General features: G+C 69.1%; 11 protein-coding genes. 6 read left to right on the top strand and 5 right to left on the bottom strand.

What is annotated here, in order from left to right; genetic code table 11:
• Positions 1 to 312: 312 nt before the first annotated feature.
• On the bottom strand, positions 313 to 3657 hold the full coding sequence (locus O0J73_RS10050; RefSeq protein ID WP_308308619.1) for a GH92 family glycosyl hydrolase: 3345 nt from the start codon (positions 3655 to 3657) through the stop codon (positions 313 to 315).
• 376 nt (positions 3658 to 4033) lie between these two features.
• Here O0J73_RS10050 and O0J73_RS10045 point away from each other — a divergent pair, with 376 nt between their 5' ends.
• The 3 genes from O0J73_RS10045 to O0J73_RS10035 are packed head-to-tail and all read left to right on the top strand — an operon-like array spanning position 4034 to position 6674.
• On the top strand, positions 4034 to 4231 hold the full coding sequence (locus O0J73_RS10045) for a zinc-finger domain-containing protein (protein WP_005410967.1): 198 nt from the start codon (positions 4034 to 4036) through the stop codon (positions 4229 to 4231).
• Between the two features lie 15 nt (positions 4232 to 4246).
• A complete protein-coding gene (locus O0J73_RS10040; protein ID WP_308308618.1) occupies positions 4247 to 5362 on the top strand; it encodes a glycosyltransferase in 1116 nt (371 codons plus the stop codon).
• Positions 5343 to 6674, top strand: a complete 1332-nt coding sequence (locus O0J73_RS10035; RefSeq protein ID WP_308308617.1) for an O-antigen ligase family protein — start codon at positions 5343 to 5345, stop codon at positions 6672 to 6674. The genes O0J73_RS10040 and O0J73_RS10035 overlap by 20 nt, the downstream gene beginning before the upstream one ends.
• 138 nt (positions 6675 to 6812) lie before the next feature.
• On the opposite strand, the gene O0J73_RS10030 is transcribed toward O0J73_RS10035, so the two are convergent.
• A complete protein-coding gene (locus O0J73_RS10030) occupies positions 6813 to 7730 on the bottom strand; it encodes an LpxL/LpxP family Kdo(2)-lipid IV(A) lauroyl/palmitoleoyl acyltransferase (protein WP_197563789.1) in 918 nt (305 codons plus the stop codon).
• A gap of 60 nt (positions 7731 to 7790) precedes the next feature.
• Here O0J73_RS10030 and waaA point away from each other — a divergent pair, with 60 nt between their 5' ends.
• Together waaA and O0J73_RS10020 are read left to right on the top strand one after the other, a co-directional pair.
• Positions 7791 to 9089 (top strand): lipid IV(A) 3-deoxy-D-manno-octulosonic acid transferase, encoded by a 1299-nt coding sequence (waaA, locus tag O0J73_RS10025; RefSeq protein WP_308308616.1) that lies wholly within the window; start codon positions 7791 to 7793, stop codon positions 9087 to 9089.
• Positions 9090 to 9313: 224 nt separating this feature from the next.
• Positions 9314 to 10540, top strand: coding sequence for a hypothetical protein (locus O0J73_RS10020; RefSeq protein ID WP_006468195.1), 1227 nt, complete (start codon positions 9314 to 9316; stop codon positions 10538 to 10540).
• Between the two features lie 98 nt (positions 10541 to 10638).
• On the opposite strand, the gene O0J73_RS10015 is transcribed toward O0J73_RS10020, so the two are convergent.
• From O0J73_RS10015 to O0J73_RS10005, 3 genes are all read right to left on the bottom strand, one after another.
• The gene (locus tag O0J73_RS10015; protein ID WP_049456969.1) at positions 10639 to 11997 is read right to left on the bottom strand and encodes a TolC family outer membrane protein; all 1359 of its coding nucleotides are present in this window, start codon (positions 11995 to 11997) and stop codon (positions 10639 to 10641) included.
• 16 nt (positions 11998 to 12013) lie between these two features.
• Positions 12014 to 12661, bottom strand: a complete 648-nt coding sequence (locus tag O0J73_RS10010) for a protein-L-isoaspartate O-methyltransferase (RefSeq protein ID WP_049456968.1) — start codon at positions 12659 to 12661, stop codon at positions 12014 to 12016.
• A gap of 136 nt (positions 12662 to 12797) precedes the next feature.
• Positions 12798 to 13478, bottom strand: a complete 681-nt coding sequence (locus O0J73_RS10005; protein WP_008264859.1) for a TetR/AcrR family transcriptional regulator — start codon at positions 13476 to 13478, stop codon at positions 12798 to 12800.
• 117 nt (positions 13479 to 13595) lie between these two features.
• Between O0J73_RS10005 and O0J73_RS10000 the strand changes: the two genes are divergently transcribed.
• Complete coding sequence (locus O0J73_RS10000) at positions 13596 to 14726, top strand: efflux RND transporter periplasmic adaptor subunit (protein ID WP_308308615.1); 1131 nt, start codon at positions 13596 to 13598, stop codon at positions 14724 to 14726.
• Positions 14727 to 14728: the final 2 nt, after the last annotated feature.

Here is a 14728-nt window from a genome sequence, read left to right as displayed (position 1 = left end):
CACCACCGCCGCCGCCGCCGCCGCCGGCCAGCTCTACCGTGGGTCCGTGCCACACGCGCTACGCAACCCGGTCATTTGCCTGCAACGCCGCTGCGGCCCAATACGCCCACGCGGCCCGGCCGTGGGAAGGGACCGGACCGGCCTTCCCACCCTGGGCCCGACCACCTCCCCATCGGCGAAAGTGTCATGCGCAATCGAGTCACCCGGCGGTACTTCCAGCAGTTGTTCGCGCTGTACGCAGGATTCGTGCGGTCGCGCTGAGGCCGCCAGTGCCGCGGCGCAGCGGGCATCCGTGCCCACCGTGCATGCGGCTTACTGCGCCGCGCCGGGCGCCAGCAGTTCGATCTCCGCCAGCGGCATCCGGCCCGGCGCCACCAGGCGCAAGCGGTATTCGCTGTAGCGGCCGGGCCTGGCGATGCGGAACGGCCGGGTCTGGCGAGCGGATTCGAAGTCTTCGCCGCTGCGCTGGTCCAGCAGCGTCCAGCTGCCGTCGCCGCTGCGGGCCTCCAGCGCCCATTCGCCACCGCGGATGCTGCCGTCGCCGCTGGTCAGCGTGTACATCGTCGGGGCGCCCTCGGCCAGCCCGGTCAGCGCGATGGTCGCGCCCCCGCCCAGGCCGACCGTGGTGCCGGCATCGTCATCCACCAGCACCGGCAGGGCGCGGCCATCGGCCAGCGTCGCCTTCGCGGTGTGGCCGAGCAGGTCGTGCAGCAGCTGCGGACGCTGGCCACGCGCGGTCAGCGAAGGCGGCACGTCGTCCACGCCACTGCCCCAGCGCGACGGCTGCGGGCCCATCACGAAGTCCAGCGTTGCCCCCTTGGCGATCAGTTCATGCGGCACCCAGGTCCTGGTCCAGGGCTTGCCGTTGATCTTCAGTGACTGCACATAGACGTTCTCGCGTGAGTTGTTGGCCGCGTTCACGGTCAGCACCGCGCCGCCCTGCAGTTCCACGCGTGCGTGGCGGAATGCCGGCGAACCGATCACGTACTCCGGGGCGCCCATGCGCAGCGGGTACAGGCCCAGCGAAGCCAGCACGTACCATGCCGAGGTCTCGCCGTTGTCCTCGTCACCCGGATAGCCCTGGCCGATCTCGCTGCCGACGTACAGCCGCGACAGGATCTCGCGCACGTACTGCTGGGTCTTCCAGGGCTGCCCGGCGTACAGGTACATCCACGGGATGTGGTGCGCCGGCTGGTTGCTGTGCGCGTACATGCCCATGCGCACGTCGCGTGCTTCGGTCATTTCATGGATGGTGCCGCCGTAGGAGCCGGCCAGCGCCGGGTCGGCGGTTTCCGGGGTGGAGAAGAAGGCATCCAGCTTCGCCGCCAGCCTGTCGCGGCCGCCGTACAGCGCGGCCAGGCCCTCACCATCGTGGGCGGCGGTGAAGGCGAAGGTCCAGCCATTGGACTCGGTGTAGTCGTGGCCCCACACGCGCGGGTCGTAGCGGCTGGAATCCACACGCCAGTGTCCGTCGGCAGTGCGGCCCTGGAAGAAACCCGCCGCCGGATCGAACATCGTTGCGTAGCTGGCCGCGCGGTAGCGGAAGTAGTCGGCCTCGGTGCTGTAGCGCTCGCGCGCGGCAGGCGTGGTTGCGCGCTTGGCCAGGGCATCGGCCATGTTGGCGACGCCGAAGTCATTGAGCGCGCCTTCCATCGTCCACGACATGCCCTCATGCACGTCCGCACTGGCGTAGCCGCGGAAGGTCGAACGGTCCATGCCCTTGCGGCCGACGTGGCGGTCCGGCGGTACCACGGTCGCGTTCTTCAACGCGGCGGCATAGGCCTCGGCCGGATCGAAGCCGCCGATGCCCTTCAGCCACGCATCGGCGAAGGCCACGTCGGAGCTGGTACCGACCATCAGGTCGGCATAGCCCGGCGACGACCAGCGTGCGATCCAGCCGCCGGCGCGGTACTGCTCGATGAAGCCCTGCACCAGCTGCCCGGCATCGTCGGGCGTGAACAGCGCATAGGCCGGCCACGTGGTGCGGAAGGTGTCCCAGAACCCATTGTTGACGAACACCTTGCCATCGCGCACGGCGGCGAAGGTCCGGGTCGCGCTGCCGTCGGTGTTGTCCTCGCTGGCACTGGCCTGGTTGGCGTAGCGCCAGTCCGGTGCGGCCGCGCTGCCCACGTTCTCGTGGCCGGAATTGGGATACAGGTACAGCCGGTAGAGGCTGGAATACAGCGTGGTCTTCTGGTCGTCGCTGGCATCGCCGATATCGAAGCGGGCCAGGCGTGCATCCCAGGCATCCTGCGCGCGGCCGGCCACGCTCTCCAGCGTATCGGCCGCAGCAATCTCCAGCGCCAGATTGTGCCGGGCCTGGTCCACCGAGATCAGCGAGGTGGCGATGCGCATGGTCACCCGCCGCTCGCTGCCGGCATTGAACTTGATGTAGCCGGTGGGGCGGCCGGTGTCGATGCGGCCGCTGCTGCGCCACGGCTTGTCGAAACTGGCCGCGACGTACATGCGGCTGGCGCCGTTGGACAGGCCGCTGCGCGTATCGGTGTAGCCGGTCAGGGTCTGCGTGGCGGCATCCAGGCTCAGCCCGCCGCGCGCATCGACATTGTCGAACAGCAGGTTGGCGTCGCCGTCTTCGGGGAATTCGAAGCGGAACAGCGCCGCATGGTCGGTCGGCGCGATCGACGCTGCGATGCCGTTGTCGAAGCGCACGTCGTAACGATAGGGGCGCGCACTCTCGTGGCGGCGATCGAACGACAGCGCGCGCTTGCGGCGGTCGGCGTCGGGTACGCCCCGGCTGGCCGACGGCATCACCTGGAAGGTCTGGCGGTCGCCCATCCACGGGCTGGGCTGGTGGCTCAGCGCAAGCGCCTGCAGCTGCGGACGGTTCTGCGCATCGTTCTGCTCGTTCCAGCGGTACAGCCAGTTCAGTGCACCGGCATCGGTCACCGGGGTCCAGAAGTTGAATCCGTGCGGCACTGCCGTGGCCGGGAAATTGTTGCCGCGCGAGAAGGTGCCGTTGGCCTGGGTGCCGCGGGTGGTCAGCACCCAGTCGGAGACCCGCTGTGGCCGGGAATGTGGCTGTGCGTCCAGGCGCACGTCATCGATCCAGCCGGACACCGGTGCACCTTCGGCGCTGGCCACCTCCAGTTCGATCGCCACCACGCGACGCCCCTGCAGTGCGGATACCTCGCCCAGGCGTATCGCCTTGCGCGCCCACTGCTGCGGATACAGCGTCTTCGACGCGCCCTGCGCGCGCGCGCCGATGGCCACGCCATGCTGGTCGCGTGCAGCGCTGGAGGACACGCGGCTGCCATCGTCCAGCAGCAGGTCCAGCGAGACATTCGTCGAGGCCACCGTGTCCTTGCCGACGATTTCCGGAAGCACCAGCCATGACAGCGTGGTATCGGCCTCGATCGGCAGATCGGTCTTGAACAGCGCGCGCCGCGCGCTGCCGCCGTCGCTGCTGTACCGCAGTGCGTGCAGGCCGCTGTAACCGGCATTGCGCTTGGCGGTGTAGGGCGCGGCAGGACCGTTGCCGATCGAAACCTGCAACCCACCCGCCGCCGGGGCCGGGGCCGGTTCGCCCGGCTCAAACGAGGTCTGCAGCCCCTGTGCCAGGGCCGGCGTCGCAGTGGTCGCACAGGCCAGGGCCAGGGCGAGCGGAAGCAAGGCGCGGCGTGGATCGGACAGGGTCATGCAGGGATCTCCCGGGAGGGCTGGCGGCGGGCAGAACCCGCATCGGCGGGCACCACGGACAGCATCGCTCCGCCCGCCGGGATGGCAGTGGGAGAGGCGATGCAGGTCCGGTGGGGGCGGGCCATGCGATCGGGTCGAAGAGGGCAGGTCGGGTCGCGACCTGGCCCGATCCTGCAACAGCCGCCGCGAGCTGGCAAGTGCCATTTAGTTCGATCCAAATGCGGGAAATAGCGCGGTCGGCGGGTTTCCAGCGCGAACCCGCTGGATCGATTGAAGAAATCGCCCTGCCGTTCCGGCCTGCGGGGCGTCGGCGTAATGTCGAGGCGGCCCGGATGCTAGAATCACAGCCCTCGCAACCCGTTCATCGACATCCGCCATGAGCCATACCGCCACCGCGCCCGCCAACGCCGAGAAGCGCTACACCGTGCACCGCAGCGACCTGCCGCTGAGCTGCCCGACCCCGGAAATGGCGCTGTGGAACTCGCATCCGCGCGTGTACCTGCCGATCGAAGACGAGCCCAACGGCGAAGCGCAGTGCCCGTACTGCGGGTCCGTGTTCGTGCTGGCCGACTAAGCGGCCGCCCCTTCGATGCGCCGATTGACCGTGGTGCAGTTGCTGCCGGCGCTGCACTCCGGCGGTGTCGAGCGCTCGACCCTGGAAATCGCTGCGGCCCTGGTCGCCGCCGGCCATCGCGCGCTGGTGGTTTCCGCCGGTGGCCGCCTGGTGCAGCCGCTGCTCGATAGTGGTGCCGAGCACCTCACCCTCGACATCGGCCGCAAGTCGCTGCTGACCCTGCGGCATCTGCCGACCCTGCGTCGCCTGTTCTCCGAGGTCGGCGCGGACATCGTGCATGCGCGTTCGCGGCTGCCGGCCTGGCTGGGCCTGTACGCGATCCGCGCCATGCCCGCCGCACAGCGCCCGCAGTGGGTCACCACCGTGCACGGGCTGAACTCACCCAGCCGCTACAGCGCAGTGATGACCAGCGGTGAGCGCGTGATCTGTGTATCCAACACGGTACGCGACTACGTGCGCCGGCATTATCCGACGGTGCCCGAAGCGACGCTGCAGGTGATCCCGCGCGGCGTTGACGTCGCCCAGTTCCCGCGCGCCGCGCGCGCCGACCGTCGGCCGCGGCTGGCATTGGCCGCCGATCATCCGTGGCTGGGGCAGGTGGACGGCCCGCTGATGCTGCTGCCGGGGCGGGGCACCCGCCTGAAGGGCCACGCCCATGCATTGCAGCTGCTGGCCGACGTGCGCGCGGCCGGTGTGCCGGCCCAGCTGTGGATGCTGGGCACCGATGAACCGGGCCGCGAAGCCTATGTAGCGGATCTGCGCAGGCAGGCGGCGGCGCTGGGCGTGGCCGACGCCGTGCAGATCAGCGCGCCGACCACGCGCATCGCCCAGGCCTACGCGGCCAGCGACCTGGTGCTGCAGTTGTCGGACAAGCCCGAAGCGTTCGGCCGTACCGTGGTCGAGGCGCTGTCGGTCGGCCGCCCGGTGCTGGGTTGGGACCATGGCGGCGTGGGTGAACTGCTGCGGCAGTTGCAGCCCGGTGGTGCGGTTGCGCTCGGCGATGCGCGCGCACTGAGTGAACGTGCGCTGGCCCTGCTGGCGCAGCCGCCGTCGCTGCCGGCGCGCATCCCGTTTACCCTGCAGGCCATGCAGCGTGACACCCTTCGCCTCTATGCCGATCTTGCCGGCTGACGCCACCGTTGCTCTGCGCGACGACCGCGCCGGGCGCTGGGCACCCTGGTGGGTGCTGGCGTACGTGGCGATGTGGCCGCTGCCTGGCATCGCCGAAACCGTGCTGGGACTGGGCGCGGTCTATGCTGCCGCGCGCATGGTCACGCGCCGGCTGCAGCGCCGCCCGCACCTGTTGAGCACGGCGGCCTGGGCGCTGACCTCGATCCTGTTCCTTGGTTACTGGCTGCCGCAGGCGCTCTCGGCCATCGATGCCATCGACCCGTCTGCGTCGTGGACCAAGGCCGCTGCCGGGCTGCGCTACCTGCCTTTCATGTGGCTGGTGGCAATCGCCGTGGCCACGCCGGAACGGCGGCGGCTGACCTTCGGTGGCCTGGCGCTGATCACCGGCGCGTGGACGCTGGACGCACTGGTACAGGCCGTGGCCGGTACCAGCCCATGGTTCTGGTCGCTGGAACACCTGAAACTGGCGGTAAGTGGCCGCGCGTTGTGCCCCGCGGACGAAGCCGCGCTGGCTGACCGCCTCAGTGGCGCGCTCGGGCCGTGCAACCTGAAATTCGGCCAGGTGCTGGCCAGCCTGTCACCGTTCCTGCTGCTGCCGGTCGCACGGCGCTTCGGCAATGCGGGCTGGTTGCTGGCGGCCGCCGCGCTTGGCTGCGTGCTGTTGCTGGCAGGGGCGCGTGCCGCGTGGATCACCTTCGTGCTGGTGCTGGCCTACAGCGGCGTGCGTCAGTTCGGCTGGAAGCGTCTGGCGCTGTTGGCGCTGATCGCGGTGCTGGCAGCGGGCGCGTTGACCGCCAGCGTGCCGCAGCTGCGCGAACGCTTCGCGCGGACCGCGATCGCCTGGGAAGGGAGCGAAGGCGGTGTCGACCAGGCACTGTCCGGTCGCACGCGGATCTGGCAGGCCGCCGTGTGCATGATTGAAGAACATCCGGTCAATGGTGTCGGCGCACGCGGCTTCCGCGATGCCTATCCGGCCTGCGTCGCCGATGACGGTCCGGCGGTCTGGGGCAATGCCCCTGCGCTGCATGCCCATCAGATCGTGCTGGAAATCCTCGCTGAAACCGGCGTGCTCGGCCTGCTGCTGTGGCTGGCGGCGGTTGCCCAGGCCTGGCGGGCATGGCGCTATGCACCGCCGGCCGCGCGTGAGCGCGCGCGCCCGGCGATGCTGGCGCTGGCGGTGACGGTGTTTCCGCTGAACACCCACCTGGCGTTCTATTCCGCGTTCTGGGGCGGCCTGACGGTGATGCTGGCGGCCCTGTTCGCCGGCAGCCTGCTGGCGCGCGAGGCAGTGGATTCCCCGCCGATACGGTAGTTGCCAACCTTGGTTGGCCCTCCCCAGGTCGAGGGTCAGATCATCGGCGCCAACCAAGGTTGGCGACTACCTCGCGCATGCAGACGCCCAGCAGTCCGGTCGATGTCAGCCCTGGCTGGCACCGGCTGCCACATCCAGCTAATTGTAGAAATCGCTCCGGCCGCCCGGCTGGCGCTTGAAACGGCGGTGGATCCACAGGTACTGGTCGGGGGCCTCGCGCACCATGGCTTCGATGGCCTGGTTGACCCGCGTGGTATCGGCTTCCACGTCTTCGCTGGGGAAGTTCTCCAGCGGCGCGCCGATCTTCAGGAAGTACTTCCCGCCTTCGCGGCGGTGGAAGTATGGGATCACCGCGCAGCCGGTCATCCGCGCCAGCTGGTGGGTGGCGGTGATGGTCGAAGCGGTGTGGCCGAAGAAAGGCACGAATACGGTGTCCTTGCCGCGCATGTCCTGGTCCGGCGCGTACCAGAGGAAGCCGCCCTTCTTCAGGTGCCGCACAGTGGCGCGGATGTCTTCGTTGGCATACATCGCCTTGGCGTAGCGCAGGCGGCCGAACTTCACCGCCCACTCGTACACCGGGTTCTTGTGCTTGCGGTACATGCCCGACAGGTCGACGTAGTCGCACAGCAGGCGGCCACACATCTCCAGGGTCATGAAGTGGCCGGAGACCAGCAGCACGCCGCGGCCTTCGGCCTGCATCCGCTGCAGATGTTCCAGGCCTTCGATCTGCACCTGCGGGCGGATGCGGTCGATGCTGCCCCACCAGGCGCGGATGCATTCGAACACGCCCACGCCCAGAGCATCGAAGCTGTCGCGCACCAGGCGCTGGCGCCAGGCCTCGTCCTTTTCCGGGAAGCACAGCTGCAGGTTGACCTCGGCGGCGCGGCGGCGGCTGCCGAGCAGGCGCCAGCTGATCCAGCCGACGCCACGGCCCAGCGCGCGCTGCAGCATCCACGGCAGGCGGGCAATGGCGAAGGCGCCGAACATGACGGCGAACATCGGCCAGTTGCGGGGATCGCGCAGCGACGGGCGGACGGCAGTGGAGGCATCGGACATTGCGCCATTCTACCAATCCGGCCGCGTGTCTTTCCCAGGGGGCTCCCGTATCCTTGCCCCATGCGTAAAGACCCTGTCGAATGGATCCTGCGCGGCCTGTATTCAGCCGTGCTGTACCTGCTGCTGCCGATCACCGTGTACCACCTGGTCTGGCGCGGTTTCCGGGTCCGTGAATACTTCCGGCGCTGGGACGAGCGCTACGCCTCCTACCCACAGCCGACCGGCCAGCCGCGGGTCTGGCTGCATGCGGTGTCGGTGGGCGAGGTCAATGCCGCCGCGCCGCTGGTGAACGCCCTGCGCCAGCAACGCCCGGATATCCGCTGGGTCATCACCACCATCACCCCGACCGGGTCTGAACGTGTGCGCGCGCTGTGGGGCGACGCGCTGGACCACGTCTACCTGCCGTACGACGTGCCGGGCAGCGTCAATCGCTTCCTGGGCCACTTCCGGCCCAGCCTGGCGTTGATCCTGGAGACCGAGCTGTGGCCGAACATGCTGTTCGGCTGCCGCGATCGCCGCATCCCGGTCTACATCCTCAATGCCCGCCTGTCGGCCCGCTCGCTGCGTGGCTACCGGTTGCTGGCAGCGCTGATCCGTCGCGCCCTGCGCACGGTCACCTGCGTCGCTGCCCAGTCGCAGGATGATGCCGAGCGTTTCGTGCAGCTGGGCGCGACCCCCGGGCAGGTGCAGGCGCTGGGCAACCTGAAGTTCGACATCGCCACGCCGGACGTGCAGGACTTCGTCGCGCAGTTCCATGCGAAGGTACCCGCTGGACGCCCGGTGTGGATCGCCGCCAGCACCCATGACGGTGAGGAGCAGGCGGTGATCGACCTGCACCGTCGCCTGCGCCAGCAGCATCCCGACCTGCTGCTGCTGTGGGCGCCACGGCATCCCGAGCGCTTCCCGAAGGTGGAGGCCCTGGCGCGCGAGCAGGGCTGGAATGTGGCGACCCGGCGTGCGATGCAGTGGCCGGACGCCGGCACCGATGTGTTCGTCATCGATACCCTGGGCGAATTGATGCCGTTCTATGCCTGTGCGCAGGTGGCGTTCGTCGGCGGCAGCCTGCAATCGATCGGTGGCCACAACCTGCTGGAACCGGCGGCGATGGGTACCGCCGCGGTGACCGGTCCACACCTGCACAACTTCTCCGAGATCTCGCGACGCATGCGTGAGGCCGGCGCCTTGCTGGTCGGCGAGGACGTGCAGGCGGTTGGCGATCTGCTGCAGCACCTGCTTGAAGACGCACGCGCACGCGAGGACATGGCGCGCGCCGGGTGCACCCTGGTCAGCAACGGTCGCGGCGCGTTGCAGCGTACGCTGGCATTGGTGGCGCCCCACCTGCCTCCGCCGCGCAGCTGAGGTCGCAGGGGATTCGATCCACGTACTGCGGATCGAATGACGTGATCGACTGCATCAATTCTGCTTAGCGGCCAGATTCCTGTCGTTGCAGGACCGGGGGGCGGTCTACCTGCGTGCCAGCGGTCACACTGCGGCGTGCACGCCACGGATTCTGATACCGCCCTTCGCCGCAGGGTGCCAGCCTGCTGTCGAACGCGCTTGGGCGGGCATCAAGGAACCTTGCGATGGATAGCGACAGTGGCCCGGGCGGCATGCGCGATGCAGGGCCGGGCATGGATCATCTTGCGGTGGTGGCCCTGACCCTGATGCTGGGTGGCAGCGTGATCGCGCTGGTGGGGCAGCACACTGCCGCCCAGGCAGGCCCCGCCATCGTGTTGAGCCTGTTGCTGGCTGCGCTGGGCACAGGGCCGCTGCTGTACTGCCTGCGCATCCTGGGCCAGCAGCTGCCGGCGGCCCACGGCCTGCATGGTCTGCTGCAGGCCCGCTGGGGCAGCGCCCCGGCCGGCCTGCTCGGCGGCGCGCTGCTGGTGGAGCTGGTGGCGACCAGCGCTGGCGTGGCGCAATCCATGGCCAGTCATGTGCATGCACTGCTGGCCAGCGCTGGCATCGAGGCCGGCAACGCGATGCCGGTCGCGCTCACGGCCACCCTCGGCCTGCTTCTGCTGGGCGTGACCGTGTTGTTGCCACCGAGGCGCGCTGCACTGGTGGCCTGTGCGCTGTTGACGGTGAAACTGGGTACCGGCCTGCTGTTGCTGGCGCTGGCAGCCCGCCACGTGCATTACGCGCTCTGGATTCCGTGGTTGCCGGAAGCCACGGCGCCCTATCGCTTCGGGCCAGGCGGGGTATTGGCGGCGAGCGTGCCGCTGCTTGGCGTGTTCGCCTGCGCCGGCCTGGTGCTGGGATTTCCGGGCATGTGCGGCCAGGCGCGCGCGCGACAGACGCTGCTGCTTGCGGGCGTGCTGCTGCTGGCGATGCTGCTGCTGATCGCGCTGGCTGCGTTGCAGGCCGGCCTGGTCGAGTTCCCGGCATTGGCCAGTACGCGACCGCTGTCGATGGCGTTGCGGCAGCATCCACAACTGCAGTGGATGATGCCGCTGCTGCCGCTGGCCGGGGCGGCCGGGTTGGCGGCGTTGCTGCTGGTGCTGCTGCGGGTGGCGGCGCGGTTGGCAGCGCAGCTGTGGACTGCCGCGCGCGATGCAGCACCCGGATCTACCGCACCGATGATGCGGGTCGTCGTGGTGCTGTCGGCGGCGCTGTTGGCGCTGGCGATGCCGATGGGCACATTGCCGGTGCTGCCTGGCCCGGCAACCCTGCTGGTGATGGCGGCGCTGTGCGTGGCTGTCCTGCGCGCGCAGGTTCCGCTGCCGCGCGCCGTGCCGGTGCTGGCCCCCCTGGCCGCCGCGCTGTGCCTGCTGGCTGCGGTGGAGCGGATGCGTGCCTGGCCCGGCTGACGGCAGGGAGGCGCTCAATGCAGGGAAGTTTCTGTCTGCCTCGCCCACAAAAAAGCCACCCTCGCGGGTGGCTTCTTCATTGCCGGCAAGGCGACGGCTCAGTGCGTGGTCGTTGCCGGGTTGCCCGCGTCCTGGGTCAGCAGGCGGTTGACGTCCTGCAGCTCGGCCACATCCAGTGCGCCCAGCGACTGGCTCAGCAGCAGGCGGTTCTGCAGGAAGGTGTAACGCGCATTGGCGTAATCCAGCTGCGCGGAGAACAGGATGCGCTGGTTCTGGATCACGTCCAGCACGGTACGGGTACCGACTTCCAGGCCAACCTGCGAGGCGTCGTACGCACTCTGTGCCGAGACCACCGCCAGGCGGCGCGCTTCCACTTCGCTGATGCCCTGCACCAGGGTCTGGTAGGCATTGCGGGTGTTGCGGTCCAGCGCGCGCTTCTGCTGCTCGTAACCGTCCTGGGCGATGTCACGCTGGGCCAGCGCCTGGCGCACGCCGGACTGGGTGGCACCGCCGGCGAAGATCGGCACGCTCAGGGTCAGGCCGATGCTGTTGGTGCGCGCATCGGGCGACAGCGAGCCGGAACCGGTGCTGTCACCCCAGGTCGCGCTCTTGCCCCAGCTGCCGCCCAGCGACAGGGTCGGGTAATGGCCACCGCGGGCGGCCTGCACGCCAGCCTCGGCGGCACTGACCTTCAGTTCCTGCGCCTTCAGCGCCGGATTCTGGTTGGTCGCCTGGTGCACCAGCTCGTCGATGTTGCCGCGGTTGGCCGGCACTTCCGGGCGGAAGTCGGCCGGCAGGCCGCGCAGGTTGACCACCGGCTGGCCGGTCAGTTCGGTCAGGGCCTGGTAGTTATCGGCCAGGGTGTTCTGCGCAACGATGGTGTTGGCGCGCGCCTGGTCGTACTGGGCGCGTGCTTCGTGCACGTCGGTGATCGGCGCCAGGCCCACTTCCAGGCGCTTGTCGGCGAAGTCGAACTGCTTCTTCGCGGCCGCTTCATTGGTCTGTGCGGCGTTCAGCGATTCGATCGCCACCAGCACGTTGAAGTAGGCCGCCGAGGTGCGCACGATCAGGCTGTCGTTGGCCGAATCGAGGGTGAAGTCCGCCGCCTTGCTCAGCTCGCGCTGCGAGCGCAGGTTGTTGATCTGGGTCCAGTTGAACAGCGTCTGGCTGCCGTCGATCGTGTAGTTGCGACGCTTGTTGGTGAACGAGCCCGAATTGACATCGGCGTTCGGCTCACTGCGCGTGCGGTTCAGCGTGGCCTGGCCATTGATCTGCGGCAGCAGGGCGGCGCGCGCCTGCACGGCGCCTTCCTTGTCGACCAGCCGGGTCGATTCGGCGGCGGACAGCTGCGGATCGCCATTGCGCGCCATCTCGTAGACCTGCAGCAGGTCGGCGGCATGGGCGGACAACGGCAGCAGGGCAGTGGCCAGCGCAACAGCGAGGGATCGGCGGATCATTGCGGCTTCCTTGGACTCAGAGGTGGAACTGGGGTGCCGGGGCGGCACCGCGCAGGTAATCGATATCGGTTTCGAACAGCGATTCGGTGCTGCCGTCGGCCTTGACCAGCAGGGCCTCCATCGCCGGCGAGCGGCCCTGGATCACGAACAGGCGGCCACCCGGACGCAGCCACGAGGCGAACTGTGACGGCACCACGTCGACCGCACCAGTGACACAGATCACGTCAAAGCGGCGTTCGGTCTGCCAGGACAGGGCGTCGGCCACTTCGACACGGACATTGGTGCCCAGGCCGGACGCGTCCAGGCGGGCGCGTGCGGCGGCAGCCAGGTCCGGGTCGATCTCCAGGCTCAGCACGTCGCGTGCCAGCGCGCCGATGCAGGCAGCCAGGAAGCCGCTGCCGGTGCCGATCTCCAGCACTTCGTCACCCGGCTGCAGGTCCAGTGCCTGCAGGGTACGGCCCTCGATGACCGGCTTCATCATCTTCTGGCCATGGCCGATCGGCAGTTCGACGTCGGCGTAGGCCAGCGCCCGGTGCGCGTCGGCGACAAAGGCCTCGCGCGGCAGGCGGGCGAGGACGTCGAGCACCTTGATGTCCAGCACGTCCCAGGGACGGATCTGCTGTTCCACCATCAGTTCGCGGGCGTGGGCGTAATCAATCGTCATGAGGTTCAAATCCAGCGCAGTGGGCCGGCCATTTTACCGGTGCCGGAGGCCGGCGGCGCGCCCAGAGCATCAGCTGCCGGGTGGCCGGGGTCGCAGTGCCGGAAGTCATCGCGACCTCCGGTTCGTTCAGTTTTGGTTATCCGGCCGTCCCGGCCCCTCGCGGCGCATAGGCGCGCAGGAAGAAGTCGATGCTGGCGGTCACGTGGGTGAGAGGGTCGCACTCCACCGGTGACAGTGGCATGCCGCACATCATATGCATGTGCACTTCGCCCTTCACCAGGGTCAGGAACTGCTGGCCGGCGAGGTAGTAATCGGCAATCTCCAGCTCGCCGCGTTCGCCGCGCGCGCGCAGGAAGTCGGCCAGGGCCGCGCAGGTACGTTCCGGGCCGGCCTGCCAGAACAGCTCGCGCAGGCGTTCATCGGTTTCCGGGGCCATCATCATGCGCTGGATCGAGATCGCCGCATCGGAGGTGATCAGCTCGAAGAAGGCCAGGCCGATGCCGATCAGCTGGTCTCGCAGCGGGCCGTCCGCGTCGGCCACGAACAGGGCGTCGGGCAGCATTTCAATGCATTTGGACTGCACGGCCTCGGAGAACAGGGTCTCCTTGTCGCCGAAATGGCTGTACACGGTCAGCTTCGAGACGCCGGCCTGAGCAGCGATGGCGTCCATGCTCACGCCGGTATAGCCCTGTTCGATGAACAGTGCCTTGGCTGCTTCAAGGATCGCCGCGCGCTTGCCGAGATCCTTGGGGCGCCCGGGTCCGGCGGCCTTGGCAGCGGGCTTGGCCGACGGCTTGCGGGAAGTGGGAGAACTCATCGCAACAATACTAGACCAAGCGGTTCGATATTTATACTATACCGACCGGTTTATTAAATTGGGCCGGCAGTCGCGGCTCCCCCCTTGTTGGACCCTGCGTTTTCAGGACGTTGACCGATGAAGATCGTGCGCTGGATGGGCGGTATGGTGTGGGTGGCTGCGCTGGCAGCCTGTTCGGGACAGGAACAGGCGCCGCAGGCGGCCGTGCCGGTGCTGGTGGTTCACCCTGGCGAGCAGGCCGGGCAGGCGCCGGCGGCGTTCCCGGGCACGGTGCGTGCCCGCCAGGAAAGCCCGCTGTCGTTTCGCGTCGGCGGTAACCTGGTCAAGCGCCACGTCGATGCCGGCCAGCGGGTGAAGAAGGGCGACGTGCTGGCCGAGCTGGACGTGGCCGACTTCGCGCTGCAGGCCCGCGCTTCGCAGGCCCAGCTGGCCGCGGCCGAAGCCGACCTGGTGCGCGCCCGCGACGACCTCAAGCGCTATCAGGTGCTGGCCGACCAGCAGCTGGTCAGCCGCTCGCAGCTGGACCAGCAGTCTGCCGCGTTCAAGGCGGCGCAGGGCCAGGCCAATGCGGCGCGTGCCAACCTCGATGTGCTGCGCAACCAGGCCGACTACGCGCAGCTGCGTGCACCGGCCGACGGCGTGGTCGCCAGCCGCGAGGCCGAAGCCGGGCAGGTGGTGTCGGCCGGCCAGACCATCTTCAACCTGGCCGCCGACGGTGGCCGCGAAGTGCTGATCGACCTGCCTGAAGCCACCATCCGCGATTACGCGGTCGGCCAGCCGGTGGAGGTGGAGTTGTGGAACCGCCCGGGCCAGCGCCTGCCGGGCACGATCCGCGAGATTGCCGCCGCCGCCGATCCGCAAGCACGCACCTATGCGACCCGGGTCAGCCTGGCGGCCGACGCACTGGCCGATGTCGAACTGGGCCAGAGCGCACGTGTCTACAGCAGCGCCGGCCGCCACGGCACCCTGCAGCTGCCGCTGGGTGCGCTGCAACGCGGTGCCAACGGTGCCGCCAGCGTGTGGGTGGTCGATCCGGCCAACAGCACGCTGAAGGCTGCGGCGGTCACCACCGGTGCCTATGGCAGCGAGACGGTGCCGGTGCTCACGGGCGTCGGCGCAGGCGACTGGGTGGTCGCCGCCGGTGGCCATCTGCTGCGTGCCGGCCAGCCGGTGATCGCGGTGGACCGGCAGAACCGCCCGGTGCTGAAGCCGGCCACGCCGGCCGCCGCCGCCAAGGCCAAGGAGTAAGC

Origin of the sequence: Stenotrophomonas sp. Sm6012, from assembly GCF_030985895.1 — a bacterium.
Taxonomy (GTDB): Bacteria; Pseudomonadota; Gammaproteobacteria; order Xanthomonadales; family Xanthomonadaceae; genus Stenotrophomonas; species Stenotrophomonas forensis.
This window is presented reverse-complemented; position numbering and strand designations above follow the sequence as displayed.

Excerpts from the sequence above, each read along its gene's own strand:
- O0J73_RS10035 (WP_308308617.1), top strand. The coding sequence starts at position 5,343 with ATGCCGATCTTGCCGGCTGACGCCACCGTTGCTCTGCGCGACGACCGC.
- O0J73_RS10000 (WP_308308615.1), top strand. The coding sequence starts at position 13,596 with ATGAAGATCGTGCGCTGGATGGGCGGTATGGTGTGGGTGGCTGCGCTG.
- O0J73_RS10015 (WP_049456969.1), bottom strand. The coding sequence starts at position 11,997 with ATGATCCGCCGATCCCTCGCTGTTGCGCTGGCCACTGCCCTGCTGCCG.
- O0J73_RS10010 (WP_049456968.1), bottom strand. The coding sequence starts at position 12,661 with ATGACGATTGATTACGCCCACGCCCGCGAACTGATGGTGGAACAGCAG.
- waaA (WP_308308616.1), top strand. The coding sequence starts at position 7,791 with ATGCGTAAAGACCCTGTCGAATGGATCCTGCGCGGCCTGTATTCAGCC.
- O0J73_RS10030 (WP_197563789.1), bottom strand. The coding sequence starts at position 7,730 with ATGTCCGATGCCTCCACTGCCGTCCGCCCGTCGCTGCGCGATCCCCGC.
- O0J73_RS10005 (WP_008264859.1), bottom strand. The coding sequence starts at position 13,478 with ATGAGTTCTCCCACTTCCCGCAAGCCGTCGGCCAAGCCCGCTGCCAAG.
- O0J73_RS10020 (WP_006468195.1), top strand. The coding sequence starts at position 9,314 with ATGGATAGCGACAGTGGCCCGGGCGGCATGCGCGATGCAGGGCCGGGC.
- O0J73_RS10050 (WP_308308619.1), bottom strand. The coding sequence starts at position 3,657 with ATGACCCTGTCCGATCCACGCCGCGCCTTGCTTCCGCTCGCCCTGGCC.
- O0J73_RS10045 (WP_005410967.1), top strand. The coding sequence starts at position 4,034 with ATGAGCCATACCGCCACCGCGCCCGCCAACGCCGAGAAGCGCTACACC.
- O0J73_RS10040 (WP_308308618.1), top strand. The coding sequence starts at position 4,247 with ATGCGCCGATTGACCGTGGTGCAGTTGCTGCCGGCGCTGCACTCCGGC.